This window comes from Peptoniphilus sp. (assembly GCF_034090345.1).
Lineage (GTDB): Bacteria > Bacillota > Clostridia > Tissierellales > Peptoniphilaceae > Peptoniphilus.
This window is the reverse complement of record NZ_JAXDSS010000030.1, coordinates 1-26,511: the sequence shown is the minus strand read 5'-3', so window position 1 is coordinate 26,511 and position 26,511 is coordinate 1. Positions and strand designations below refer to the sequence as shown.

Here is a 26,511-nt window from a genome sequence, read left to right as displayed (position 1 = left end):
TCTATGGAATTATACAGAGATGGAGATTTAGTATACAAAGTTATTGATAAGAGTAATTCAAAAGAAGTTATGGAATTAGTTGAAGATATATATTCAAGGATTGAAAACAAAGATACTTTTATAAGAGATACAACGGAAGAGATGACTTCCGGAAATACATCTTTAATTGGGGTATATAAAGAAGATGAATTAGTTGCTTATAGGTATATGAGATTTACAAATAAAGAGGATAGCTTAGCTAAGTATGTGAAAAGTTTAGATATACCGGATCAACCAATAGTTATAATGGAAGCAGTTATGGTTCATGAGGATGCAAGAGGAAGAGGAGTTCAAAATAAGAGCAGGGAACTTATGATTAATTATTTAGAAGGAAAAGGGTATGACATATTTATGTCAACTGTTTCGCCTGATAACGAACCTTCTTTTAGGAATGTGTTGACAAGTGGATTTCAATTGATAGAATTAGCTGATGTACATGCAGATGAAGATCGACCGGAAGGCTGGACTAGATTTATTTTTTATAAAAATTTAAATAAACCACTTCAATTTATAGAAGAGGAAAAGTTTATAAAACCAAAGGATTTTGAAACGATTAAAAATTTAATTAAAAATAAATTCTTTGGTGTTGATTATAAAGAAGGATATATTATTTTTAGAAAGTTAAAAGTACAGGAGGAGTAATTAAAAATGGATTACGATAATAGGCAACTTGAAGAACGCTCAGAAATGCTAAAAGTTTTAGCACATCCAATTAGATTATGTGTGGTAAAGTATTTGATAGAAAATGGGACTAAAAATGTTTCGCAATTACAATCAATATTAGAAATACCACAACCTACAGTTTCATCACACTTAGGCAAATTGAAAAGAGCAAGAGTATTGACAAGTAGAAGAGAAGGAACTGAAATATATTATGGGGTTGAGAGTAAGTTAGTTCAAGATTTAATAGTGGCGATTTTTGAAAAGATTTAAGCTATTTTTGAATATTATTGTATATGTAAACTCTTAAAATTAAGAGTTTACATATTAAGTTTAAATTGAAATTATATTTTCAATTTTTATATTATGGATATGTAGGAAAATTATTATTTAATATGTTAAAATTTTACCAATTAGAATTTAATTTTTTGTAAAATAGTAGATTTAAAATATACGGGCAAATTAGCCCGTTTAATTTTGAAGGGAGAAGAAATGGAATATCTTGTGTTGATGAAACACGTGCCTAAGTTTACAAGAGTACAGTTAGATCCGATAACTCATAATCTTTTAAGAGATGGAATGAGAATGATAATAAACCCTGCTGATTTAAATGCCCTGACTTTGGCAATTCAATTAAAAAGGAAGACAGGAGGAAGGATCACAATTCTTACAATGGGTCCTGAAAGGTCAGCAGATATGGTAAAAGAAGCGATAGCTATGGGTGCGGATAGAGGGTATGTGCTTTCAGGTGGAGCTTTTAGAGGGTCAGATACACTTGCAACTTCTTATGCGCTTTCTTCTGCTATAAAATATATAGGAGAATTTGATGTAATTCTTGCAGGAACTCAAACAATAGATGGAGATACAGGGCAAGTCGGTCCTGAAGTAGCTGAATTTTTAGGGATAAATCAAGCAACTTATTTGAAAGATGCAAGTTATAAAGATGGAAAGTTTGAAGTTCTTAGAGAACTATCATCAAGTGTTGAAAAACAAAGAGTTAGCACGCCGGTTTTATTTACAGTAATTAGAGAAGCTAATGAAGTGAAAAAAGTTAGCAAAGAAAAAATAGAAAGTATAAGCGATTCACTTATAAATATAATTTCTGACGAAGATGTTGGAATGAATAAAGAACAATTAGGAGTTTCAGGCTCACCTACTGTTGTAAAAGAAGTATTTGCATATCAGAATAGGGCAACAGGATTATTACTTGAAGGAAGTATTGAAGAGCAAGTAAATAAGTTGGTTGAAGTTTTAAAAGCAGATGGAATTATAGGTAGGTAGTATTATGGAACACAAAAATATATTGACAGTTGTTGAAATAAATGATGGAATTACAAAGACATCTTACCAAATTTTAGCAAAGGCAAGAGAAATAGCTGATGAGTTACAACAAGAAGTATACTCACTAATTATTGGGCATGAAGTAGAAGAATATTCCAAAGATTTAATATCTCATGGTGCCGATAAGGTAGTGGTTGTTGAAAATGAATTTTTAAAAGAATATAGAACTCTTAGCTATGTTAAAGTTTTGAATGAAGTTTTAGATGAGTTTAGACCATTTGCAGTTATGATGCCGGCAAGTCAAAATCTAAGAGACTTGGGGGGAAGAATTGCAGCAAAGAGAAGAATAGGTTTAATTGCAGAATGTGTACAGATTTTGCTAAATGATGAAAAAAATGATATCAAATGGATACGACCAACATTTGATGGACAATTGTACTCAGATATCAGAACAAATACTTTCCCTCAAATGGGTACAGTTGCAGAAGATGTTTTTAAAGCATTAAAGGCAAATCCTGAAAGAACTGGTGAAGTAATAAACTTCAATGTAGATATTGAAATGGAAAATATGCTAACTGAAATTTTGGGTAATGTTAAAAGGTCTTCAAATAATCTCTCTCTTGAAGAAGCTAAGATAATAGTTGCCGGAGGACTTGGACTTAAAGAACCAAAAAATTGGAATTTAATAAATGAGCTAGCAGAATTATTAGGAGCAGCTACAACAGGTACAAAACCGATATCAGATCAATTATGGATTCCTGCTGATAGGTACGTGGGTATGTCTGGTAGGAAAGTTCATCCAAAATTATATATAGCAATAGGAATATCGGGTTCAGTACAACACGTTCAAGGTATGAAAGATTCAGATATAATAATTGCGATAAACAATGACCCGGATGCAGCAATATTTAATGTAGCACACTACGGAATAGTTGGAGATTTATTTGAAGTAGTTCCAATGCTTATAGAAAAATTAAAATCATTGGTTTAAAAGGTTCACTTATGTGAGCCTTTATTTTGTTTGTAGAAGAATTTATGGCATTTAGTTACGATATGATATAATAATTAAAATATTAAGATTAGAAATTAAATCTTAACCTAATCTTTATTTTATATTAATAAACAAGTACATTTACTTTTGATAAAATAAATCAGAAGGAGAAAAAAATGAAAGTTTTAATAGCTACAGATTTATATAAACCTCAGATAAATGGAGTTGTTACTTCAGTTTCAAATTTATCTGATGAATTAAAAAAATTGGGAATAGAAGTTAGAATACTCACTCTATCAAAATCATTTAAATCATATTATGAAAACGGAGTATACTATATATCAAGTTTCCCTGTGAAAATATATCCGGATATAAGAGCTTCACTTTCTGTAATAGACCCAGTTATTTTAAGTGCAATAGAGTGGAATCCGGATATAGTACATACACAAAGTGAATTTTCAACATTTAATTTTGCAAGAGTTATAGCCACAGGAGCAAAATGTCCAATAGTTCATACATACCATACAATGTATGAACACTATATAAAATACGTAATCAAATATCAAAAAACAGGAGAAAAAATTTTACATACTTTTTTAAGACGAATCTTTAAATCTTGTCAAAAAGTAATTGCTCCAACTAAAAAAGCAAAAGAATCTCTAATTGGTATGGGAATAAAGTTAGACATAGATATAATTCCAACCGGGATAGATTTATCTAAATTTGAAAAAGAAATAAGTACAATAGAGAAAGATTCTTTAAAAGACAGACATAAAATACAAAAAGATGACTTTATATTTTTATTTTTAGGAAGAGTTGCTAAAGAAAAAAATTTGGATGAAGTGATAGAAAATTTTAAGAAATTACAAAGTGAATATGAAAATATAACACTTTTAGTAGTAGGAGGAGGTCCTTATTTTGATGAAATAGTGAGCAGAACATCTCATCCTAAAGTAATCTTCACAGGAATGGTAAATCCTGATGATGTAGGGAAATATTATGGAATTGCAGACGCATTTTTATGTGCATCTCAAAGTGAAACACAGGGGTTGACTTTTGTGGAAGCCTTGGCAAATTCATTACCTTTAATTTGTAAACCTGACGAGTGTTTAGAAGGGCTTTTAGAAGATGGAGTAAATGGGTATTATTTTAATAACTATATAGAATTCAAGCAAGCGGCAGAAATTTTGTTTGATAAAAATATTAGAAATAAAATAAGCAAAAATGCATACATATCTTCCCAAAAGTATTCAAAAGAAAATTTCGCTAAAGAAGTATTAGAATTATACAAGAGAGTTCTGTTAAACTATAAGTATGTTTCCATACCAAAAAGACCTATAGTAAAAGTGAAGAAAATAGTTAATAAATATACAATTTCAAAAAAATAACTTAGGAGTAATATGAAAAAAATTATAACGGTTTTAATATGTATTTTTACAATGAGTTCTTTGTGTTTTGCAAGTAAACGAGAATTGAAAGTTTATATAATGGGTCAGCAATTTGAAGATATATCGGGTATATTTTTACAACAAGAAACTGGCAGAGTAATGGTTCCTGTGAGAAGGATTGCTGAAAAATTTGGAGCGACAGTTGAGTACTTACCTCCTACAGAAGAAAGAGGAGCGGGGTTTGTAATAAACAAAAATGACATATCAATTAGGATGTTTGAAGATAGTTCAAGAGCATACTTGATGAAAAATTCAAATATGAAATCAATAGATATGGGAGCTAAAGTTGTGAATATAAATTCAATAAATTTTGTTCCGGTTAGATTTATATCTGAAAATTTAAATTTTAAAGTTGAATGGAAAAATTTTGATGGGTATGATTTAGTAGAGATAACAGAAAATAAAAATATATAAAATTTATTTAAACAGAGTGTATTTTAAATATGCTCTGTTTTTGTGCAAAGATTTAGAATAAAAACGTTATCTGCAAAAAAATACTGTTGCACGTTAATTAATAAAGTAGTAGAATCTTTACTAAGCATTTAAACGAGGAATAAGTTTATTGCAATAAATATTTATTTTAAGGAGGATAACTATGAGTAGAGTATTAAATTTTTCAGCTGGGCCTTCTATGTTGCCTATAGAAGTTCTGGAAAAAGCTGCAAAAGAAATGTTAGATTACAAAGGTAGTGGAATGTCAGTTATGGAAATGAGTCATAGAACATCCTCCTACGAACAAATACAAGAAGATGCCAAGAGCACATTCAAAGAACTCTTAAGTTTAGATGATAAATATGAAATTTTATTTTTACAAGGTGGAGGACATACTCAGTTTGCTATGGTGCCTTTAAATTTATTAAATAAAAATGAAAAGGCAGAGTATCTAATAACTGGGTCATGGGCCAAGAAAGCATATGAAGAAGCAAAAAGATATGCAGATGTAAAAATTTTGGCATCATCAAGCGATAAAAATTTTACTTATATTCCTGAAATACTAGAAGATGAAATAAGAAGTGATGCAAAATATATATATATTTGCACTAACAACACAATATATGGTACAAGAATTAGCCCTGAAACGGTAGATAAGATTAGTTTGCCTATTGTAGCAGATATGTCATCTAATATTTTATCTGAAGAATATAATATGAATAAATTTGACTTGGTGTTTGCAGGAGCACAAAAAAATATAGGGCCAAGTGGAGTAACTTTAGTTATTGTCAAAAAAGATTTGGTTGGAAAAGCTCAAGAAATTACGCCAACTATGCTAAATTATCAAACACATTTAGAAAAGGATTCAATGTATAACACACCGCCTTGTTATAACATATATATTTCAGGGCTTGTTGCACAATGGGTTAAAGAAAATGGTGGGATAAAGGAGATGGAAAAGAGGAATAAAGAAAAAGCTAAATTGATTTATGATTTTATAGACAACAGCAAGATTTTCCAAAATCCTGTAGAAACTAAGGATCGCTCTTTGATGAATGTAGTATTTGTTACGGGCAATAAAGACTTAGATTTAAAATTCATAAAGGAAGCTAAAGAAAAAGGTTTTGAAAATTTAAAAGGTCACCGTTCCGTTGGTGGAATGAGAGCAAGTATATATAATGCTATGCCTGTAGAAGGTGTAGAAAAATTGGTTGAATTCATGAAAGAATTTGAAGTTGCTAATCGCTAACGGAGGGAGTACATGGGAAAGTATACAGTAAAAATAATAAATAATATTTCTAAAAAAGCATTAAATTTATTGGCAGATAATTTTTTGATAGAGGAAGAAAGTGAACCGGTTGGAATTTTGGTTAGAAGTGCTGAAATGCATGACTACAAATTTTCACCAAATACTTTATACATTGGAAGAGCAGGTGCGGGAGTTAATAATATTCCAATAGACAAGTGTTCTGAAAATGGTATAGTGGTTTGTAATGCTCCAGGAGGCAACGCAAACGCAGTTAAAGAACTTGCTCTTACTGCACTACTTTTGGCATCAAGAAAAGTAGTAGAGGGAATAGAGTGGACTAAAACTTTAAAAGGCAAAGAAGATATTCAAAAATTAGTTGAGGCAGGGAAAAAAGAGTTTGTTGGTCCTGAATTATATGGGAAAAAATTAGGAGTTATAGGTCTTGGTGCGACTGGACAGCTAGTAGCTGAGACGGGAATTAATATGGGTATGAAAGTATACGGTCATGATCCTTTTATTTCATTAAAAAATGCACTGCACCTAAATTCAAAAGTAAACTATGTTACAGAAGTTAGAGATATTTTTATAAATTGTGACTATGTTACCATTCACATACCCAAAACAAAAGAGACTGAAAATTTTGTAAATAGAGAACTTTTAAGTATAGCAAAAGATGGGATAAGAATTATAAATATAGCCAGAGGTGGTTTGGTAGAAATAGAAGCATTAAGAGAATCATTAGAGAGCGGAAAAGTTGCTAAGTATGTGGTCGATTTCCCGGACAATGAAAGCCTTGAATTACCTAACACAATAAATATTCCTCATTTAGGAGCTTCAACTCCAGAAAGTGAAGAAAACTCTGCCATAATGGTTGTGAATGAGATGATTGAATATTTATTATTTGGAAACATTAAAAATTCAGTTAATTTTCCGGATTGTGATATGGGAGTTTGTAATTCAGTTAACAGAATTACTGTAAACCATAAGAATATTCCAAATATGATAGGGCAAATAAGTGCGATATTGGCCAACGAGGGAATTAATATAGCAAATCTTTTAAATCGCCATAAAGGCAATTGGGCATATACCATGATTGATATAGACAGTGAAGTAAATGAGGATTTAAGAGAAAAGTTAAAAGCTATTGATGGAGTTGTAAGAGTTCGCTTTATAAAGTAGGAGAATTATATGGTACAAATTAGAAAATTTAGTGCAGTTCGACCTATGAATGAATTAGCGGATAGAGTTGCCGCACTTCCATATGACGTTTATAGTGTAGAAGAAGCTAAAAGAGAGATAGAAAAAGAAAAATATAGTTTTTTAAAAGTAGATAGTCCTATAGCTACATTACCGGATGGAACAGATGAGAAATCTCAAGAAGTTTACAATAGAGCAAAACAAAACTTTGATGAAATGAAAGAAAATATTTTAATCAAAGATGAGAAGGCAAATCTATATCTTTATGAGTTGACATTCGAGGGAAGAAGACAACTTGGATTGGTGTGTTGTGTTTCAATAGATGACTATTTAGATGACACTATAAAAAAACATGAAAATACGAGAACTGAAAAAGAAGACGACAGGATTAAACACATAGATGTTTTAGATGCAAATACAGGACCTATTTTTTTAATTTATGATGATAGGATAAAAATAAATTCAATTTTAGAAGACATAGTTTCAGGCGTTCCGGAAATAAACTTTACAACAAGTGATGATGTCACTCATAGAGTTTGGACTATAAAAAATGAAGCAATAATAAAAACATTAGAGTCTGAATTTGAAAAAGTTAATAATTTGTATATAGCTGATGGACATCATAGGGCAGCCGCTGCTGTAAAAGTTGCAGAAATGCGAAGGTTAGAAAATCCTAATTATACTGGAGAAGAAGAATTTAACTTTTTTATGTCAATTTTATATCCAAAAAGTCAGGTTAAAATTTATGATTACAATAGAGTTGTAAAGGATTTAAATGGTCTGTCAGATAATGATTTTATAGAAGCAATAAAAAAAGATTTTTATTTAGAAAATGTTGATAAAGAATTTACTCTAAAAGAAAATGGCGAATTTGGAATGTATATAAACGGCGAATGGTATAAAATAAAACTAAAAAATAATATAGAAAGCACAAGTGTGATAGATAAATTGGATGTATCAATTCTTCAAGATAAAGTATTGGATAACATATTGGGAATAAAAGATCCAAGGACAGATGATAGAATTGACTTTATAGGTGGAATTAGAGGTATAAAAGAGTTGGAAAGAAGAGTAGATGAAGATATGAAAGTAGCTTTTGCGCTGTATCCAACATCTTTAAAGGAGTTGATGAACATTGCAGACTTGGGAGAAGTAATGCCTCCAAAATCAACGTGGTTTGAGCCAAAACCTCGTTCAGGTTTGTTTATACATGAGTTAAAATAAAGTGGAAGTGGCATAAGAATATTCTTATGTCATTTCTTATAATTTAAGATGAAAATGTAAATTATTTTTTATTTATTCTATATTTTTAACCTAATTAGATAAAAATGTTTATGGAGATGGAAAATGAAAGTAGCTTTTTTGGATAGAGATGGGACCATAAATTTGGATTATCCTGATGAAAAATGGAATTTAATAAGAGAACCTAAAATATTGGAAGGTTCAATTGAAGGTATGAAATTTTTATTGAGCAAGGGATATAAAATAATTATCTTAACGAATCAATACATAATTGGCGATGGAATAATAAGTATAGAGCAGTACTATGAATTTACAAATAAGTTATTGGAATGTTTAAAGAGTAACGGGATAGAAATTTTAGACATATTTTTTTGTCCACATTCTAAGGTTGAAAATTGTGATTGTTGCAAACCTAAAACGGGAATGATGAAAAAAGTACTGAAAAAATATCCTGAAATAAATTTAGAAGAGTCTTTTTTCTGTGGAGATTCAAAAAGCGATATGCAATTTGCTAAAAATTGTGATTTAAAATTCTACGGAATAAATATTGGGAAAGATAGTATTTCTAATTTGAGTGATTTAAAGATGATATTATAGAGACTAATTTATAAAGTATTTTAAATGTTTTGTTTAACTTTAATGAGTTGGGATATAATGAATTTAAGAATAATTATACAAGAAAGGAATTAATATGAAATTTAATTTAGACAAAAAAGGTGGGGCAAAAGTCATATTTGCTTTTTCTGATGAAGCAAAAGATCTCAGTTTAGTTAAGTGGGCTAATGAACATGGATTTTTAGGGGAAGTAGGAGAAGTTGTATATTTTCCAAATGTTGAAGGAGAAAGTTTATTTTTAGTTGGTATAGGCAATAAAAGTGAATTAAACGAAGAAAGTATTAAGCTAGCTTCTTTTAATTTATATAAGGAGTTAAAAAAGAATAAAGAAAATATTGTTTCTTTTGAAATGGAAGATTTTGGACTTTGTCATAGAAAAACTATGATGGCTATATATGAAGGTCTTTGTCAAGGAAGTTATAATTTTACAAAGAAATCATCTAAGGAAGAAGATTTTGAATTAGAAGTAAATTATACACCTTTTATAAGACCTGAAGGAAAGTTAGAAGAAGGATTAAAGTACATTGAAAACCAAATGAATGGTGTTTTCTTTGCTCGTGAGCTTTGTAATGAAACAGCAAATATAATGACTCCAGATTTTTTAGCGACAACAGTTAAAACAAATTTACAACCTTTGGGAGTAAAGGTTACTGTTTATGAGAGAGAAGAAATTGAAAATATGGGAATGGATGCATTTATGTCTGTGGCAAAGGGTTCTGATAATGAACCACGATTCATAGTTATGGAATACAATGGAGATAGAAGCACTAAATTTAGAACGGGGCTTGTAGGAAAAGGGATAACTTATGATAGCGGTGGATATTGTATAAAGCCGGCTGATAGTATGGCAAGTATGCACTCAGATATGGGCGGTGCAGCTACAGTAATAGGCACTATGATGGCAATTGCAAGATCAAAAGCTAAGGTAAATGTTGTTGGAATAGTTGCAGCTTGTGAGAATATGATATCAGGTCACGCTTATAAGACTGGAGATATTATTTCTTCAATGGCTGGAAAGACTATTGAAATAGGAAACACTGATGCTGAAGGTAGGCTTACTTTAGCTGATGCTGTTTATTTTGCAACAAGTGAATTAAAAGTAGACAGAGTAATTGATTTGGCGACTCTTACCGGGGCTGTTTTGGTTGCCTTGGGCGAAGAGTACACAGGAGTGCTTACAAATAACAGTGAATTTTTAGCTGAGTTAAAAGAAAGCGCTAAAAATGCTGGAGAAAAAATTTGGGAACTACCTAATGATAAAGCATACAAAAAATTATTTGAATCAAAAGTTGCAGATTTAAAGAATACTGGAGGACGTTATAGTGGGTCTATAACTGCTGGACAGTTTGTAGGATGCTTTGTCGATGGGAATACTCCATGGGTTCATATGGACATAGCGGGAACTGCATACCTTTCAAAAGCAAATGGGTATCTGCCGGAAAGAGCAACAGGAGTGCATGTAAAAACACTTTATCAACTTTTAAATCCTATGGGAAGTTGTTAATTTAATATTTTATTATGAGTGTGGAATTTGATTTTCCACACTTTTTAAATTGTAATAAAAAAACTCAACTTTTTATTGTATAATTGTTCTAGAATATATACGATAAGGGAGATTTATGAACAAAAAGTCAAAGGCAATTAAGGCGCATGAAATTGCTAATTATAGGTTTGTAACTTGGATTTATTGGATGACTATGCTTACAGGCGCGATAAATGTGTATGCAATAAAAGAACTTGGCACTCCAATAACACACCATACCGGGAATTCAAGTGAAATAGCAATTAGTTTATATGAGAATTTAGATATTCCATATAGATTATTTATTTTATTGGGAAGTTTTTTTATAGGTTCAGCACTATCCGGAATTTTATACTATGACAAAGTTAGAATTCCTAAAAAGAGATATGGCATTTCACTTATAGTGGGTGGAAGTGCTTTAATTTTTACAGATTTTTTGAATTTTGAGTCATCTATGTTGTTTTTGATTTCTCTTCTAATAGGGATGCAAAACGGGATGTTTATAAAGTATAAGGGCACGCTTATAAGGACAAGTCATGTCACAGGTTATTTAACAGATGCGGGATTTGCGCTTGGCTCATACATAAGAGGCAGAGAAACAGAATTTTGGAAAGTTAAATTTTATATCTTATCCATAGTATTTTTCATAGTGGGTGGGTTTGTAGGATATATAATACTTGAAAATTTCAATAAACCACTTGGGGCTATAGGTGTTTTATATTTGTTGTGTGGAGGATATTATTTTTATCTTAGAGAGTACAATCAAGTTCATTTAATAAGAAAGAGACAGAAAGTTTAATAATGATTTTAGTCGGCTAGCACTATTTGGGTGTTAGTTTTGTTATTTGGGTATAAGGAATTAAAGTTTATGTTTTATAGAAGATTTTAATTTAGGAATTTAGATTGTGAGGAGTAACTGATGAAGAAAATTTTAATCTACACTATGGAAGGTAAGAAAATGTGTTTTTTACACGCTCTAATGAATGCTAAACAATTAAAGGAAACTGGAAATGAAGTAAAGGTTGTACTGGAAGGGCAATCTGTAATATTGCCTAAAAAACTGGAAGAAGAAAAGAATGCTTTGTATTTAAATTTGAAAGAAAATGGAACAATTGTTGGAGCTTGCTATGCTTGTTCTAAAATTCTAGGAGTGCTTGAAGATAATAAAAAAGCCGGATTAGAATTGATACAAGATATGAATGGACACGCAGGTGTTTCAAAATATGCTAATGAAGGATATGAAGTTTTAGTATTTTAAAATAAGAGGGGACAGATTTAAATCTGTCCTGAGACTGATGACAAAGGTAGGTGTAAAGCGAAAAACACCTACCTTTTTTCATACATAAATGGCTAAACATAGGCTAATAATGGTATAAAACTACCAAGAAAGTAGGTGGAAACATGCTGTCCAAAAATAACAAACGAAAAACAGATCAAGTTCAGATGATCTCAGTCGAAGAATTAATCCCTAAAGACCATATACTTAGAAAAATAGATAAATACATAGACTTTGACTTTATCTATGATTTAGTTGAAGATAAATACTGCTTAGATAATGGAAGACCAAGCATAGACCCACTCGTGCTTTTTAAAATCATATTCATTCAATACATGTTCAACATAAAAAGTATGCGCCAAACAATAAAAGAGATTGAAGTAAACATTGCCTATCGATGGTTTCTAGGCTTTGATTTTTATGATAAGATTCCACACTTTACCACCTTTAGTCAAAACTACAGAAGACGATTTAAAGATACAAAGATTTTTGAAGAAATCTTTGCAAATATATTAGGCCAAGCAATGGACAAAGGCTTTGTAGATAGCAAAATACAAATTGTCGATGCAACCCACGTAAAAGCCCATGCAAATAGACATAAAAATAAAAGAGAAGAACTAAAAGCCCAAGCAAAAGCCTATCAAGAAGACCTAGAAAAAGAAATCGATGAAGACAGAAAAGAGCATGGTAAAAAACCCTTAAAAGAAAAAAGCAAAAGCCAAGAAACAAGAAAAATCACCACGTCCACAACAGATCCAGAAAGTGGACTTTTCCATAAAGGAGAACACAAAGAAGTATTCGCCTACAATATACAAACCTCCTGTGATAAAAACGGCTGGATCTTAGCCTACAAAACATTTCCAGGCAATCTTCATGACAGCACAAGCTTTATCCCCTTTTATGAAGAAAAATTAAAACAATATCATGCAGAAAAAATAGTTATGGATGTCGGCTACAAAACACCAGCCATAGCAAAAAAACTCATCGACGATTCCACACTACCCGTCTTACCCTACACCGCCCCAAAAAGAAAAGCCAAAACAGAAAAGCCATATTACAAAAAAGATTATGTCTATGATGCATACTATGATTGCTACCTATGCCCAAAAAATCAAGTCCTAGACTATAAAACAACAGATAGACAAGGATATAGACAATATAAAAGTGATAAAGAAATATGTAAAAACTGTCCAAATCTAAGTATGTGTACTCAAAGTAAAAACCATCAAAAAGTAATCACTAGACACATCTGGCAAAACTATCTTGATATATCAGAAAAATACAGATATACAAATCAAGGAAAAGAAGACTACAGTCGAAGAAAAGAAACAATCGAAAGAGTATTTGGAAGTGCTAAAGAATTCCATGGATTTCGATACACCAATATGATTGGTAAAGGAAAAATGGAAATGAAAGCAGCACTTACATTTGCATGCCTAAATATGAAAAAGTTAGCAACCTTAATGTATAGATTAGACCCGAATAAGGACCTAATAAGGCATATTTTTACGAATATCTTTAATAAATTATTAAAGCTATTAAAATGCAAACAAGCCCAAGGAAAATTCCTGGGTTTGTCTACAATCTGAGTAGAGCTGAAAAGCTCTATTTTTTTTATATAACTAATAGTAAAATAAATATATAAGTATATTAGATATACAATTAGATAAAAATTAATATCATGAAGAGGAGAGATAATATGAGTTTGGATATGTTAAGAAAACTGATGAACGAAAACAATATTGATGCATATTTAGTTTTGACATCGGACCCACATAATAGTGAATATTTAGCAGATTATTATAAGGAAAGACAACATTTAACCAATTTTAGCGGTTCTCAAGGAACTGCAGTAGTAACAAAAAATAAAGCATTATTATGGGCCGATGGAAGATATTTTGAGCAAGCTGAACGTCAAATATCTGGAACTGGCTTTAAACTTATGAAAATAGGAGTCGACGGATTTCCAACTGTTAATGAATTTTTAAAAAATAGCAATTGCAAGAGAATTGGATATAATGCTCTTTATATGCCAATTTCTCAATATGAAACATTAAGATCTGAAGTTAATGCTGAATTAGTAGATATTGATTTGTATAAACAAGTTTGGACAGATAGAGAATTTAAAGAGACAAAATCATTTTCTCATAGCGAGTGGAGTGATAGAAGTTCAAAGGAAAAATTATCCGTTGTAAGAGATACTCTTAAGAAAAAAAGCGCTACTGCTACATTGGTGTCCAGTTTAGAAGGAGTTGCTTGGATATCCAATACAAGAGGCGCAGACATTGAAAATGTACCTGTAACTTTTGCATATGCTTTAGTAACTTTAAATAAAGCTAAATTATTTATAGATACTAAAAAAATAGATTCTTTTATTGATGAACTAAAAGAAAGTTTTGAAATTTATGAATATGAAGATATTTTTGAAATCTTATCAAATGTCGAAAATGAAAAGTTTATTTTGAGTCCACAGACAAATACAAAACTATATAAACTCATAGAAGAAAAAAACAATGTAATTGAAAAAGATGACATTGTAGGATATTTAAAAAGCATTAAGAGCAAAGGTGAACTTGAGCATATAAGAGAATCTCACATAAGAGATGGTGTATATGTAACCAAATTTATGAATTGGCTTAAAAATTCAGATTTAAGCAATGAAACTGAGTGGACTTGTGCTAATAAAATTGATGGATTAAGGGCGAAAGATGATAGATTCTTAGATTTAAGCTTTGGAACTATATCTGCTTATGGTGCTAATGCAAGTATGATGCACTATTCTGCTAGTGAAAAAAGTGCAGCTAAGATAGAAAACAGAGGATTTTTATTAGTTGATTCAGGTGGACAATATTTAGATGGCACAACAGATATTACAAGAACTTTTGCAGTTGGAGAGTTAACAGAGGAAGAAAAAAGGCATTTCACATATGTGTTAAAATCTCATTTACAACTAATGAATGCTATTTTCCCTGCAAAGACTAAGTCTTTAGCACTAGATGCAATTGCTAGAAAAGAAGTTTGGGCGATAAATGAAGATTATAGATGTGGAACAGGACATGGCGTAGGATATGTATTAGGCGTTCATGAAAGTCCACCGCAATTCAATCCAAATGCCGAGAAAAAATTAGAGCCAGGAATGATAATTTCAAATGAGCCAGGAATATATAAGGATGGCAAACATGGAATTAGAATAGAAAATATATTAGAAGTTGTTGAACATGAATATAATGAATATGGACAATATTTAAAATTTAAAACTATTTCCTATGCTCCTATAGATTTAGATGCTGTAAATTCTGATTTATTAACAGATGAAGAAAAAGCATGTTTAAATAATTATCATAAAGAAGTATATCAGAAATTAAATAAATTTATGACTAAAGAAGAAAAAGAATGGTTAAAGAAATATACTAGAGAAATATAAAGGTGATATGTTGGACGATATAACAGGAAGACTAAAAAAACTCCCCGATTTACCAGGCGTATATATAATGAAAAATGCTCAAGATGAAATAATCTATGTTGGAAAAGCTAAAAATTTAAAAAAGAGAGTTAGTCAATATTTTGGCAGTTATGGTAAAAGTCATGCTAAAGTAAAAGCGATGGTTTCACATATTGCAGACTTTGAATATATAATAGTCGAAAATGAAATTGAATCTTTAATTCTGGAAAGTAACTTAATTAAAGACAACCTTCCTAAATATAACATATTGCTAAGAGATGACAAACAGTACCCTTATATAAAAATAACTAATGAGAAATACCCAAGAGTTTTAAAAACTAGAAAAATTCTAAAAGACCATGCAAAGTATTTCGGGCCTTATCCAGCGATTACTGCTGTGAATGATACAATAGATTTAATAAATAGAATATATCCATTGAGAACGTGTAGTTTAAATTTAAAAAAAGATATTGGTAAATACAGACCTTGTCTAAATTATTTTATAGGCAAATGCCTTGCTCCGTGCAAAGGTGATGTAGACGAATTAAAATACAATGACATGATTAATGAAATATCTAATTTTTTAGAAGGGAAAGATGAAAAGATGCTTCTGGCATTGAAAGAAAAAATGATGGAAGCATCAAGTAAACTTGAATTTGAAAAAGCTGCAATGTATAGGGATGATATTCAATCACTTGAAATTTTAAAAGAAAAACAAATTATTTCAAATACCAATATCTCAGAAAACCAAGATATTATAGGATTGGCAAGAGGAATTGATGAAGTTTTAATTCAAGTATTTTTTGTTAGAGAGGGAAAAATAATAGGACGAGAGCATTATTTTATGAAAGACTATTTTGAAAATCAGAATAGTGAAATAGTAAGTGCGTTTATTAAACAATTTTATGCAGGAGTTAGTTTTATCCCTAAAGAATTGATTGTGGAATCAGAACCGGAAGATAAAAAAGTGCTCGAAGAATTTCTTTCTATAAAAAGAGGATATCATGTTGACATAATAGCCCCACAAAGAGGGAATAAATTAAAGTTAGTAAAACTTGCAAAACAAAATGCTTTAGAAATGATTAGTAAATACGCTGACAAATATAAGAGAAAAATAGAATACAATATAAGAACTTTAGAAGAGATAAGGGCTTTATTAGGCTTAGATAGAATTCCTAATAGAGTTGAAGCTTACGATATATCTAACACGTACGGGATAGAATCTGTGGGTTCTATGGTTGTTTTTGAAGATGGAGTTGCTAAAAAGAGTGATTACAGAAAATTTAAAATTCGTACTGTTGAAGGACCTAATGATTATGCTTCTATGAAAGAAGTTCTATATAGAAGATTTGTTCGAGGCATTGAAGAAAAAAATAATGATAAAAATTCTTCATTTTCAAAATTTCCTGATTTAATAATGATGGATGGCGGCAAAGGACAAGTTAATATAGCTTTGAAAGTTTTACAAGAATTGAATATTAAAATTCCTGTTTGCGGTTTGGTAAAAGATGATTTTCATATAACGAGAGGAATTATATATGAGAACAAAGAATTCTCTTTAAAGATAAATAGCAATATATATAGAATGGTATATAAAATTCAAGAAGAAGCGCATAGATTTGCAATAAATTATCACCGTTCATTACGAGAAAAAGATATTTTTATATCAGAGTTGGACAATATAAAAAATATAGGAAAAATTAGAAAACAAAATTTAATGAAACATTTTAAATCTATTAAAAAAATAAGGGAAGCTACAATCGAAGAGTTAGAAATAGTTGAAAGTATGAATAGAAGTGCTGCAGAAAGTATCTATAACCACTTCCATGGAGGACTAAATGGATAAAATAGCATTAAATAAAGTAATTAATGATTTAAATTTAAAAATTTTATATAAATCGAATAATTTTAATCAAATATATTTAGAAACTTTGGACATAAATAGACCGGGATTGCAATTAAATGGACATTTTGATTCTTTTGATGACAAAAGAGTGCAAATAATTGGGGAACAAGAATGGTATTTCTTAAATGAAATGAGTTCTAAAGAGAGATATGAAGCTGTTAAAAAACTTTTTTCATGTAAAATTCCAGCCATAATATTTATGAGAGATAGATGGATTCACGATGAAATAATTGAACTTGGAAAAGAAATGGATATTACATTATTAAGAACTGAGGAAACTTTTTCTAAATTTTCTATTAAATTCCAAAATTATATGGAAATAGAGTTAGCTCCCACTATAAGAATGCACGGAGTATTACTTGATGTTTATGGAGTAGGTGTTCTTATAAAAGGAAATAGCGGTGTAGGGAAAAGTGAAACTGCGCTTGATTTAATATCCAAGGGCTCTAAATTAATTTCAGACGATTCAGTAATCATAAAGAGAATAGATGATAGGTTGATAGGAAAATCTCCAATAATAACTAAACATTTTATGGAAATTAGAGGAGTTGGAATCATAGATGTTGAAAAGATTTTTGGCATAGGTTTTGTAATGGATTCTAAAGAGGTTGAGATGGTTATAAATTTAGAACCTTGGGACCATGAAATTGAATATGATAGATTGGGAATAGACAATGAATATGAAACTATTTTAGATAAAAAGGTAGCAAAATTTGATATTCCAGTTAAGCCAGGAAGAAATTCGGCATTAATTATAGAAATTGCAACGAAGAATTTTAAACAAAAAGAACAAGGTTATAATCCTGCAGAAGAGTTAAATAAAAGGATATTAGGATATAAATTAGATTAATTCCACAATTTGGAAGGGGTTCTGAACAAGTAAAATACACATTTTTGACGTTTATTATACTCAAACTCATTGCAATTATAAATTATTAGATTTATAATGATTAGTAGAGAAAAAATTTTTAAAACTAACTAGGGGGTTAAAATGGCTAAACATTTTAAAACAATGGATGGTAATGAGGCAGCAGCGCATGTCGCATATGCGTTTTCAGAGGTGGCATGTATATTTCCGATAACACCTTCTTCACCTATGGCTGAACACGTAGACGCATGGGCAGCGCAAGGAAGAAAAAATATATTTGGACAAGAAGTTCTTGTTAAAGAACTTCAATCTGAAGCTGGAGCAGCTGGAGCAGTACATGGTGCTCTTCAAGCAGGTTCTTTAACTTCTACTTATACAGCATCACAAGGTCTTTTACTTATGGTACCAAATATGTATAAAATAGCAGGCGAATTACTTCCAGGAGTATTCCACGTGGCAGCACGTGCACTAGCATCACATGCACTTTCTATTTTTGGTGACCACCAAGATGTAATGGCTTCTCGTGCTACAGGATTTGCTATGTTAGCATCAGGCTCTGTTCAAGAAGCTATGGATATGGCAGCAGTAGCTCATTTAGCAGCTATAAAAGGAAGAGTTCCTTTTACTCATTTCTTTGACGGATTTAGAACATCACATGAAGTTCAGAAAATTGAAGTTTTAAATTATGATGATCTAGCTAAATTAGTTGATAAAGAAGCCGTTAGAGAATTTAAGGCAAGAGCTTTACACCCTGCTTCACCAAAAGTAAGAGGTACAGCTCAAAATCCAGATATTTATTTCCAAGAAGTTGAAGCATCAAATAATTTCTACACAGATATAATTGGAATTACTGAAGATTATATAAATAAAATTTCTGACTTAACAGGCAGAAAATATGGATTATTTAACTATTATGGAGATGAAAATGCTGAAAAAGTAATAGTAGCAATGGGTTCCGTAACAGAAACTATAGAAGAAGTTGTAGATTATCTAACCGATAAGGGCGAAAAAGTTGGTTTACTAAAAGTACATTTATACAGACCTTTCTCAAAAGAACATTTCTTAGCAACTATGCCTAAGACAGTTAAAAAAATTGCTGTTTTAGATAGAACTAAAGAAAAGGGAGCTACCGGGGAGCCATTATTCTTAGATGTTAGAGATATTTATTATGGACAAGAAAATGCACCTAAGATTGTTGGTGGTAGATATGGTCTAGGTTCAAAGGATACAAATCCTTCACAAATGTTAGCTGTATACAAACATTTAGATGCTGAAAATCCAAGACATAATTTCACTGTTGGTATAGAAGACGATGTTACTAACCTTTCTTTACCAATAGAAGAAAAAATCACAACTGAACCAAAGGGAACAATTAGATGTAAATTCTGGGGATTCGGTTCTGATGGTACAGTAGGCGCAAACAAGAGTGCTATAAAGATAATCGGAGATAATACAGATATGTATGCTCAAGGTTATTTTGACTATGACTCTAAAAAATCAGGTGGGGTAACTATGTCTCACTTAAGATTTGGTAAAGAAAAAATTACATCAACTTATCTATTAGCTGAATCTGATTTCATCTCTTGCTCAAAACAATCATATGTACACCAATATGACCTTTTGAGAGGACTTAGAAAAGGTGGAACTTTTTTACTTAACACAGTTTGGGATAAAGAAACTCTCGCTAATGAATTACCGGGAGCTATGAAAAAATATATAGCCGAAAATGAAATAGAGTTTTACACAATAAATGCTACTAAGATAGCTGCAGAAATTGGTCTTGGTGGAAGAACTAACATGGTAATGCAATCTGCATTTTTTAAACTATCAAAAGTACTTCCAATAGAACAAGCTACAGAACTTCTTAAGAAGGCAATTGTAAAAGATTATGGTTCTAAGGGCGATGAAATAGTTGCTATGAACTATAAAGCAGTAGACCAAGGAATAGATGCCCTACAAAAAATTGAAGTTCCAGAAGAATGGAAATCTGCTAATGATGCAGCAGATTATAGCATCAAAGGGGCTTCAGAATTTGTAAATAACATTCTAATCCCTGTAAATCGTCAAGAAGGTAATGATTTACCGGTTTCTACATTCGTAGGAATGGAAGATGGTTCTTTCCCTAATGGTACTTCTAAGTATGAAAAGAGAGGAATCGCTGTTAATATACCTGATTGGAAAATTGAAAACTGTATACAATGTAACCAATGTTCATTAGTATGTCCTCATGCTGCAATAAGACCATTCTTATTAAATGAATCCGAAAAAGAAGGCGCGCCAAGCACTTTTGAAACTGTAAAAGGTAAGGGTAAAGGGGCCGATAGCTATGAATATAGAATTCAAGTTTCATCTCTTGACTGTACTGGTTGCGGAAACTGTGCTCAAGTTTGTCCAGCTCCAACAAAAGCTTTGGTAATGACACCGTTCGAAGATGTTTATGCTGATCAGGCTATAAATTGGGAATATGCTTCAAATCAAGTTAAGTCTAAACAAGCTGATTTTGAACCAAATAATGTTAAAAACTCTCAATTCTTCCAACCACATCTTGAATTTTCAGGAGCTTGTGCAGGATGTGGAGAAACTCCATATATCAAATTGGTTACTCAATTATTTGGAGACAGAATGAGCATTGCTAACGCAACTGGATGTACTTCAATTTGGGGTGGTTCAGCTCCATCAATGCCATATTGTACAAATGATGAGGGACATGGTCCATCTTGGGCGAATTCTTTGTTTGAAGATAATGCTGAATATGGATATGGTATGGCAATCAGCCAAACTGTCACAAGAGACAGAATCAAGATATTAATGGAACAATTCATTGAATTAAATGTTGATTCTGAAACTAATGCAGTATTTAATGAATGGATAACAAGTATGGCTGACTATAAGACTTCAAAAGCAGCATCCGCGAATGTTCTTCTAGCTCTGGAAAAGAAATATGATAATGAAGAAGCCAATGAAATATTAGTTGAATTAAAGAGCCTTGAAAACTTCTTAATTAAGAAATCTCAATGGATAATAGGTGGAGACGGATGGGCATATGACATCGGATTCGGAGGACTTGATCACGTTCTTGCATCAGGAGAAAATATAAATGTAATCGTAGTAGATACTGAAATCTATTCTAACACTGGCGGACAAGCTTCTAAGGCTACTCCAACAGGTGCTACTGCTCAATTTGCTGCAGCTGGTAAAGTTACAAGAAAGAAAGACTTAGGTCTAATGGCTGCGACTTACGGATATGTTTATGTAACTCAAATAGCTCTAGGTGCTGACAAAAATCATGCTCTAAAAGCTATTAAAGAAGCTGAAGCATATGATGGTCCATCTCTAATAATATGCTATGCTCCATGTATATCTCACGGAATTAAGAAAGGTATGGGATGTTCTATAGAAGAAGAAAAACTTGCAGTTGAAGCAGGTTACTGGCATCTATACAGATACAATCCTGACCTTAAAAAAGAAGGAAAAAATCCATTTATTTTAGATTCTAAAGAACCAAAAGGCTCATATAGAGAGTTCTTGCAAGGAGAAGTTAGATATACTTCATTAGCTCGTCAATTCCCTGAACGTGCTGAACAATTATTTGAAATTGCAGAAGAAAATGCTAAAGAAAGATACAATAATTATCTAAATATGCAAAAATCTGAAACAATTTTGGAAAAATCTTCTGAAGAACAAAAGTAAATGATAGAATAAAAAATAAGAGAGTTTAAAATCTCTTCAGACCTTTGATAAAGTAGGCGCTTTAAAAGGCTCTAAAAAATGATGTTGCAGAATAGATGATTCTACTCTGCAACATCATTTTTTTTAGAACTTTTCTTTTTACACAATTATATGGACTCTATCTATTTTTTTGTTGATAAAAAGAAATTATTTTAAAAATTGAAGAAGACACTACAACTCCAGCAGCAAGTGAACCTGCTAAAAATAAGGTTTCTATTGCCTTATCTTGAAAAGAGTCATATTGTTGTTGTATTAAATAATACATTGTGTAATACATTCCCGCTCCAGGAACCAGAGGAACCAATCCAGGAATTAAAAATATTGTAGCTGGCATTTTTAATTTTCTAGCAAAAAATTCACTAGATAGTCCAATAACGAATGCTGAAGTTACTCCCGAAAGTATATACGATATTTGTAAGTTACGCATAATACTATATACAACCCAAGAAGTTCCACCTAATAATGAAGTATAAAAAAGAGATTTCTTAGGACAATTAAAGTAGTATGCAAATGCCAAAGTGGCAAGATAAGATATCAAAAATTCAAAAATATAATTCATTACAACCTCAAAAAGCTAAGTGTTAGTCCTACTCCTATTGCAATCCCCAAAGCTATAAAAATAGCTTTGGTCAATCCTATAAGACCACTTAGAAAATCACTGTTCATTATATCTCTAACTGCATTTGTAGCTACTAACCCAGGAACTAAAATCATGATGGAACCTATAATAACCTCATCCATTGATTGAGGTAAATTTAAAAGATACAGTAAAAATGTAAATATAGAAATTAAAAATGCACCTATAAAATTAGTTACTACAAAATTTAATTTAAAGGGTTCTATTTTTCTTAAGATTGGAGAAGTTGTAAATGTAACTATATATGCACATATAAATTCTCTAAGTTGACCTCCAAATAGAACTGAAAAAAATGCTCCACAAAATCCTGCATAGATATCAAATTTAAAATATGCTGTATCATTTTCTTCTTCAATAGAATTTAAAATTTTAAAAGCCGTCTCCATTGACATTGTGCTTATTACAAAATTTCTTGAAAAAGTATTTATCTTATCTATTTTTGACATATTTGTTGTGGAAACCCCAACACTTTTGAACACTGTTATTATATCATCATCAAATTCTAAAGAGACAAATATTCCAGAAGGAAGAACATGAGCATCAACCTTGCTTACATTTTCGGCAGACTTACATATTCTAAGAACTGTGTCTTCTGCTCTATAGATTTCTGCCCCATTTTTTATTTGTAGTCTACCTGCGTGAATGGCAAGTTTTATTAGTTGTTTTGCCTCAGCTAAGTTATTTAAATTTCTCATAATGTCTCCACAAAATTTTTGGTTTCTATATTAATTAAATTATACACTTTTAAATGATTATCATCAATTACCTAAAAATAGCATAATTGAAACAAATACACCACAATGGTATAATGTTAGAGATATTAAAGAAGAGGTGAGAGTATGGAAAAGCCGATTGTTTCCATCATTGGAACTCCCAATGTTGGCAAGTCCACACTTTTTAATAAAATAGTAGGTCGTAAGATTTCAATTACTGAAGATACACCAGGTGTAACTAGAGATAGAATATATTCTGATGCCGAATGGTTAGGGGCAAAATTTCTATTAGTAGATACTGGTGGACTGGATTTAAAAGATGAAGATATTTTTATGTCTAGTATTAAAGCTCAAGTAGATTTAGCTTTAGATATGAGTGAAGTAATTATTTTATTAACAGATGGTGTAAGAGGAGTTACTTCAAGCGATAGAGAAATTTCTAATTATTTAAGGAAGTCTAATAAAAAGGTTATACTAGCAGTAAATAAATTTGACTCAAAAATAGCTAAAAGTAATTTATATGATTTTTATGAATTAGGTTTAGGTGAACCAGTTACTGTAAGTTCCGAACAGGGAATGGGAGTTGGAGATCTGCTAGATCAAGTTATAGAAGGTTTTGATAAAAATTTAGAAGATAGTTTTGAAGATGAAATTCGTGTAACTTTTATAGGTAAGCCAAATGTCGGAAAATCTTCTTTGCTAAATCATATAACTGGAGAAGAAAGGTCAATTGTAACAAATATTCCAGGTACTACAAGAGATTCTATAGACTCTAAATTTAAGTATAAAGATGAAGAGTTTATTTTAGTAGATACAGCAGGTTTACGTAAAAAGAAAAAAATATATGAAAATATTGAAAGATATTCTGTTATTAGAACTTTAACTGCTATTGAAAGGTCATCAGTTTGTGTTCTTTTGATTGATGCAGTTGAAGGAGTCAGCGAACAAGATGCTAAAATAGTAGGTTATGCACATGACAACAACAAAGCTATAATTGTTGCTGTAAATAAATGGGATGCTGTTAAAAAAGACAATGGTTCTGTTAAAGAATATGAAGCTACTATTAGAAAGAGATTACCTTTCATTAATTATGCTCCAATAGTTTTTATTTCAGCCCTGACGGGACAAAGAGTTGAAAAATTATTGGACATGATTTTAATTGTAAACAATAACTATAATCACAGAATAAAGACAGGAGTATTAAATGATATACTTAATAGAGCTGTCTTGATTAATCAACCACCTTCTGATAAAGGTAAGAGAGGTAAGCTGTATTACGGTTCACAAGTTGCTGTAAGACCTCCTAAATTTCAATTATCTGTAAATGATAAAGATCTGTTCCATTTTTCTTATATCAGATATATAGAAAATCAAATAAGAGAAGCATATTCATTTGATGGAGTGCCTATAATTATAAGTTTGAAAAACAGAGGAGAAAAATAATGACTTGGTTGCTGCTATCATATTTAGCAGGGTCTATTTCAGGTTCATATATTTTAGGAAAACTTTTATTGAAAAAAGATGTTAGAAAATATGGATCTGGAAATGCAGGAACTACTAATGCAATAAGGGCTTTTGGAAGGAAAATAGGTATTTTAACCTTTTTAATTGATTTTTTAAAAGGGTTGGTACTTATGTATTTTTTAAAGAATACATTTAATGTAAGTGTTAATCTATTATATGGATGTGCACTTGCATTAATTATAGGTCATGACTATCCTTTTTACATGAACTTTAAAGGTGGTAAAGGTGTAGCAACAACTATAGGTGTGTACGCAATTCTAGGGTTTAGTTTAGATTTAATCTCTGTGGTTTCATGGATATTATTTGCGGTAGTAACAAAAATGGTTTCTTTAGCATCTATACTATATTTTTGTTTAGTTTCAGTTTTATTTATATTTTTTAATGATTTGTCGCAAGTTCAAATTATGATAGTAATATTTATAGGAATACTTGGTGTATATAGACATAAGGACAATATTAAAAGAATTATAAATGGTTCAGAAAATAAAATTGGCAAGAATAGATTGAGAGGTTGAGGTTATGAAAATATCTGTAATTGGTGGCGGAAGTTGGGGAACTGCAATAGCTCGTCTTTTGCACAAAAAAGGACATGCTGTGAATTTTTATGTTCGTAATAAAGATGATAGAGATAATATAAATTCTCTAGGTATAAATGAAAAGTATCTTCCACAAATTGACCTTTTAGGGTTAAAGGCACAAGATGATATTGTTAAATGTATAGACTCTTGTGAGATGATAGTTATGGCTGTTCCAACTCAAAAATTTAGAGAAGTAGCTAAAAGTATAAAAGATATAGCTGATGGCAAATTAATAGTTAATTTATCTAAAGGATTAGAACTTAATACACTTGATAGAGTAAGTGAAATAAGTAGTGAAATATTGCCAAACTCAAACTTTGTTTCTTTATCGGGTCCATCTCATGCAGAAGAGGTTGGAAAAGAAATACCAACCGCTATAGTTGCAGCTTCAAATGATTATGATTCTAGTAAAATAGTCCAAGAAGTATTTTCAACAGATACTTTTAGAGTTTATACTAATGATGACCTAATAGGTGTTGAAATAGGAGGTGCTTTAAAAAATATAATTGCCTTAGCAGCCGGTATGAGTGATGGGTTAAGATATGGAGATAACACTACAGCTGCTCTAGCAACTAGAGGAATCTATGAAATGAGTAAGCTAGGCATGAAATTAGGTGCCAACCCTCAAACATTTAATGGACTTTCAGGTATAGGAGATTTAATTGTAACGTGTACTTCAATACATTCTCGTAATAGGAGAGCTGGAATTTTGATAGGACAAGGTTTATCGTCTGAGCAAGCTTCTAAAAAGGTTGGTCAAGTAGTTGAAGGTATTAAGACAACAAAATCAGCTTATGACTTAGCTGTTAAATATGGTGTTAATATGCCTATTACAGAAAAACTTTATGAAGTTATATATAATAATAAAGACCCTAGAGAAGCAGTGGTAGAGTTAATGACTAGAGGCTATAAACAAGAAATAGAAGAGATATTTTTTGAATAGCGAGAAGGGGTATTTTGAAAGTTAAGTTTTTGAGAAAGAAAAAATATTTTATTAGAAGATTATTTGGTAGTATATTTGTTTTAATTTTCTTTATTTTAGCATTTAGAGCTATAAATGGTAGAATGTACAAAGACTATAAAACAGATTTTGCTACTTTAAAAACATACGAAAAGAAAGTTCCTGTTATAGGATTTAATATTTTAAATGAGAAAGTATATA

23 protein-coding genes and 1 pseudogene are annotated in these 26,511 nt (G+C 30.9%); 22 read left to right on the top strand and 2 right to left on the bottom strand.

Annotation, left to right across the window (positions count from 1 at the left end):
* Positions 1 to 3 precede the first annotated feature (3 nt).
* The 18 genes from SOR77_RS02560 to nifJ all read left to right on the top strand — a co-directional run bounded on the left by SOR77_RS02560 (position 4) and on the right by nifJ (position 21,858).
* Positions 4 to 681 (top strand): GNAT family N-acetyltransferase, encoded by a 678-nt coding sequence (locus tag SOR77_RS02560; RefSeq protein WP_320635632.1) that lies wholly within the window; start codon positions 4 to 6, stop codon positions 679 to 681.
* A 6-nt stretch (positions 682 to 687) separates the two neighbouring features.
* Positions 688 to 972 carry an ArsR/SmtB family transcription factor gene (locus tag SOR77_RS02555; protein WP_004821222.1) on the top strand — a complete coding sequence of 95 codons (285 nt, stop codon included), beginning with the start codon at positions 688 to 690 and terminating at the stop codon, positions 970 to 972.
* A 219-nt stretch (positions 973 to 1,191) separates the two neighbouring features.
* The gene (locus SOR77_RS02550) at positions 1,192 to 1,980 is read left to right on the top strand and encodes an electron transfer flavoprotein subunit beta/FixA family protein (RefSeq protein ID WP_320635631.1); all 789 of its coding nucleotides are present in this window, start codon (positions 1,192 to 1,194) and stop codon (positions 1,978 to 1,980) included.
* Positions 1,981 to 1,984: 4 nt separating this feature from the next.
* Positions 1,985 to 2,971 (top strand): electron transfer flavoprotein subunit alpha/FixB family protein, encoded by a 987-nt coding sequence (locus SOR77_RS02545; protein ID WP_320635630.1) that lies wholly within the window; start codon positions 1,985 to 1,987, stop codon positions 2,969 to 2,971.
* A gap of 176 nt (positions 2,972 to 3,147) precedes the next feature.
* Positions 3,148 to 4,359, top strand: a complete 1,212-nt coding sequence (locus SOR77_RS02540; protein ID WP_320635629.1) for a glycosyltransferase — start codon at positions 3,148 to 3,150, stop codon at positions 4,357 to 4,359.
* Between the two features lie 12 nt (positions 4,360 to 4,371).
* A complete protein-coding gene (locus tag SOR77_RS02535; RefSeq protein ID WP_320635628.1) occupies positions 4,372 to 4,833 on the top strand; it encodes a copper amine oxidase N-terminal domain-containing protein in 462 nt (153 codons plus the stop codon).
* 181 nt (positions 4,834 to 5,014) lie between these two features.
* Positions 5,015 to 6,100 (top strand): 3-phosphoserine/phosphohydroxythreonine transaminase, encoded by a 1,086-nt coding sequence (serC, locus tag SOR77_RS02530; protein ID WP_320635627.1) that lies wholly within the window; start codon positions 5,015 to 5,017, stop codon positions 6,098 to 6,100.
* A 12-nt stretch (positions 6,101 to 6,112) separates the two neighbouring features.
* Complete coding sequence (locus SOR77_RS02525) at positions 6,113 to 7,279, top strand: phosphoglycerate dehydrogenase (RefSeq protein WP_320635626.1); 1,167 nt, start codon at positions 6,113 to 6,115, stop codon at positions 7,277 to 7,279.
* A gap of 9 nt (positions 7,280 to 7,288) precedes the next feature.
* On the top strand, positions 7,289 to 8,521 hold the full coding sequence (locus SOR77_RS02520) for a DUF1015 domain-containing protein (RefSeq protein WP_320635625.1): 1,233 nt from the start codon (positions 7,289 to 7,291) through the stop codon (positions 8,519 to 8,521).
* A gap of 123 nt (positions 8,522 to 8,644) precedes the next feature.
* The gene (locus tag SOR77_RS02515) at positions 8,645 to 9,136 is read left to right on the top strand and encodes an HAD-IIIA family hydrolase (protein WP_320635624.1); all 492 of its coding nucleotides are present in this window, start codon (positions 8,645 to 8,647) and stop codon (positions 9,134 to 9,136) included.
* A 94-nt stretch (positions 9,137 to 9,230) separates the two neighbouring features.
* Positions 9,231 to 10,658, top strand: coding sequence for a leucyl aminopeptidase (locus SOR77_RS02510; protein ID WP_320635623.1), 1,428 nt, complete (start codon positions 9,231 to 9,233; stop codon positions 10,656 to 10,658).
* Positions 10,659 to 10,773: 115 nt separating this feature from the next.
* Positions 10,774 to 11,475 (top strand): YoaK family protein, encoded by a 702-nt coding sequence (locus SOR77_RS02505; protein WP_320635622.1) that lies wholly within the window; start codon positions 10,774 to 10,776, stop codon positions 11,473 to 11,475.
* 120 nt (positions 11,476 to 11,595) lie between these two features.
* Positions 11,596 to 11,934, top strand: coding sequence for a DsrE family protein (locus SOR77_RS02500; protein ID WP_320635621.1), 339 nt, complete (start codon positions 11,596 to 11,598; stop codon positions 11,932 to 11,934).
* 143 nt (positions 11,935 to 12,077) lie between these two features.
* Positions 12,078 to 13,541, top strand: coding sequence for an IS1182 family transposase (locus SOR77_RS02495; protein ID WP_320635620.1), 1,464 nt, complete (start codon positions 12,078 to 12,080; stop codon positions 13,539 to 13,541).
* Between the two features lie 110 nt (positions 13,542 to 13,651).
* Positions 13,652 to 15,376, top strand: coding sequence for an aminopeptidase P family protein (locus tag SOR77_RS02490; protein WP_320635619.1), 1,725 nt, complete (start codon positions 13,652 to 13,654; stop codon positions 15,374 to 15,376).
* Positions 15,377 to 15,383: 7 nt separating this feature from the next.
* Positions 15,384 to 17,240, top strand: a complete 1,857-nt coding sequence (gene uvrC, locus SOR77_RS02485) for an excinuclease ABC subunit UvrC (RefSeq protein ID WP_320635618.1) — start codon at positions 15,384 to 15,386, stop codon at positions 17,238 to 17,240.
* The gene (gene hprK / locus SOR77_RS02480) at positions 17,233 to 18,150 is read left to right on the top strand and encodes an HPr(Ser) kinase/phosphatase (RefSeq protein ID WP_320635617.1); all 918 of its coding nucleotides are present in this window, start codon (positions 17,233 to 17,235) and stop codon (positions 18,148 to 18,150) included. The genes uvrC and hprK overlap by 8 nt, the downstream gene beginning before the upstream one ends.
* Positions 18,151 to 18,291: 141 nt before the next feature.
* A complete protein-coding gene (gene nifJ, locus SOR77_RS02475; protein WP_320635616.1) occupies positions 18,292 to 21,858 on the top strand; it encodes a pyruvate:ferredoxin (flavodoxin) oxidoreductase in 3,567 nt (1,188 codons plus the stop codon).
* A gap of 157 nt (positions 21,859 to 22,015) precedes the next feature.
* On the opposite strand, the gene SOR77_RS02470 is transcribed toward nifJ, so the two are convergent.
* Both SOR77_RS02470 and SOR77_RS02465 read right to left on the bottom strand, forming a co-directional pair.
* Positions 22,016 to 22,456 carry a threonine/serine exporter family protein gene (locus tag SOR77_RS02470; RefSeq protein ID WP_320635615.1) on the bottom strand — a complete coding sequence of 147 codons (441 nt, stop codon included), beginning with the start codon at positions 22,454 to 22,456 and terminating at the stop codon, positions 22,016 to 22,018.
* Positions 22,456 to 23,229: a threonine/serine exporter family protein gene (locus SOR77_RS02465; protein WP_320635614.1), complete on the bottom strand. Its 774-nt coding sequence runs from the start codon at positions 23,227 to 23,229 to the stop codon at positions 22,456 to 22,458. The genes SOR77_RS02470 and SOR77_RS02465 overlap by 1 nt, the downstream gene beginning before the upstream one ends.
* A 144-nt stretch (positions 23,230 to 23,373) precedes the next feature.
* Between SOR77_RS02465 and der the strand changes: the two genes are divergently transcribed.
* From der to SOR77_RS02445, 4 genes and pseudogenes are all read left to right on the top strand, one after another.
* On the top strand, positions 23,374 to 24,690 hold the full coding sequence (gene der / locus SOR77_RS02460; RefSeq protein ID WP_115312234.1) for a ribosome biogenesis GTPase Der: 1,317 nt from the start codon (positions 23,374 to 23,376) through the stop codon (positions 24,688 to 24,690).
* Positions 24,690 to 25,286 carry a glycerol-3-phosphate 1-O-acyltransferase PlsY gene (gene plsY / locus SOR77_RS02455; RefSeq protein WP_320635613.1) on the top strand — a complete coding sequence of 199 codons (597 nt, stop codon included), beginning with the start codon at positions 24,690 to 24,692 and terminating at the stop codon, positions 25,284 to 25,286. Before der ends, plsY begins: the two co-directional genes overlap by 1 nt.
* 4 nt (positions 25,287 to 25,290) lie before the next feature.
* Positions 25,291 to 26,292, top strand: a complete 1,002-nt coding sequence (locus tag SOR77_RS02450) for an NAD(P)H-dependent glycerol-3-phosphate dehydrogenase (protein ID WP_320635612.1) — start codon at positions 25,291 to 25,293, stop codon at positions 26,290 to 26,292.
* Positions 26,293 to 26,306: 14 nt separating this feature from the next.
* Positions 26,307 to 26,511: pseudogene (locus tag SOR77_RS02445) on the top strand (hypothetical protein); the annotation flags it as partial.

Coding starts and splice junctions, on each gene's coding strand:
- SOR77_RS02560 (WP_320635632.1), top strand. CDS start 4: ATGGAATTATACAGAGATGGAGATTTAGTATACAAAGTTATTGATAAG.
- SOR77_RS02555 (WP_004821222.1), top strand. CDS start 688: ATGGATTACGATAATAGGCAACTTGAAGAACGCTCAGAAATGCTAAAA.
- SOR77_RS02550 (WP_320635631.1), top strand. CDS start 1,192: ATGGAATATCTTGTGTTGATGAAACACGTGCCTAAGTTTACAAGAGTA.
- SOR77_RS02545 (WP_320635630.1), top strand. CDS start 1,985: ATGGAACACAAAAATATATTGACAGTTGTTGAAATAAATGATGGAATT.
- SOR77_RS02540 (WP_320635629.1), top strand. CDS start 3,148: ATGAAAGTTTTAATAGCTACAGATTTATATAAACCTCAGATAAATGGA.
- SOR77_RS02535 (WP_320635628.1), top strand. CDS start 4,372: ATGAAAAAAATTATAACGGTTTTAATATGTATTTTTACAATGAGTTCT.
- serC (WP_320635627.1), top strand. CDS start 5,015: ATGAGTAGAGTATTAAATTTTTCAGCTGGGCCTTCTATGTTGCCTATA.
- SOR77_RS02525 (WP_320635626.1), top strand. CDS start 6,113: ATGGGAAAGTATACAGTAAAAATAATAAATAATATTTCTAAAAAAGCA.
- SOR77_RS02520 (WP_320635625.1), top strand. CDS start 7,289: ATGGTACAAATTAGAAAATTTAGTGCAGTTCGACCTATGAATGAATTA.
- SOR77_RS02515 (WP_320635624.1), top strand. CDS start 8,645: ATGAAAGTAGCTTTTTTGGATAGAGATGGGACCATAAATTTGGATTAT.
- SOR77_RS02510 (WP_320635623.1), top strand. CDS start 9,231: ATGAAATTTAATTTAGACAAAAAAGGTGGGGCAAAAGTCATATTTGCT.
- SOR77_RS02505 (WP_320635622.1), top strand. CDS start 10,774: ATGAACAAAAAGTCAAAGGCAATTAAGGCGCATGAAATTGCTAATTAT.
- SOR77_RS02500 (WP_320635621.1), top strand. CDS start 11,596: ATGAAGAAAATTTTAATCTACACTATGGAAGGTAAGAAAATGTGTTTT.
- SOR77_RS02495 (WP_320635620.1), top strand. CDS start 12,078: ATGCTGTCCAAAAATAACAAACGAAAAACAGATCAAGTTCAGATGATC.
- SOR77_RS02490 (WP_320635619.1), top strand. CDS start 13,652: ATGAGTTTGGATATGTTAAGAAAACTGATGAACGAAAACAATATTGAT.
- uvrC (WP_320635618.1), top strand. CDS start 15,384: ATGTTGGACGATATAACAGGAAGACTAAAAAAACTCCCCGATTTACCA.
- hprK (WP_320635617.1), top strand. CDS start 17,233: ATGGATAAAATAGCATTAAATAAAGTAATTAATGATTTAAATTTAAAA.
- nifJ (WP_320635616.1), top strand. CDS start 18,292: ATGGCTAAACATTTTAAAACAATGGATGGTAATGAGGCAGCAGCGCAT.
- SOR77_RS02470 (WP_320635615.1), bottom strand. CDS start 22,456: ATGAATTATATTTTTGAATTTTTGATATCTTATCTTGCCACTTTGGCA.
- SOR77_RS02465 (WP_320635614.1), bottom strand. CDS start 23,229: ATGAGAAATTTAAATAACTTAGCTGAGGCAAAACAACTAATAAAACTT.
- der (WP_115312234.1), top strand. CDS start 23,374: ATGGAAAAGCCGATTGTTTCCATCATTGGAACTCCCAATGTTGGCAAG.
- plsY (WP_320635613.1), top strand. CDS start 24,690: ATGACTTGGTTGCTGCTATCATATTTAGCAGGGTCTATTTCAGGTTCA.
- SOR77_RS02450 (WP_320635612.1), top strand. CDS start 25,291: ATGAAAATATCTGTAATTGGTGGCGGAAGTTGGGGAACTGCAATAGCT.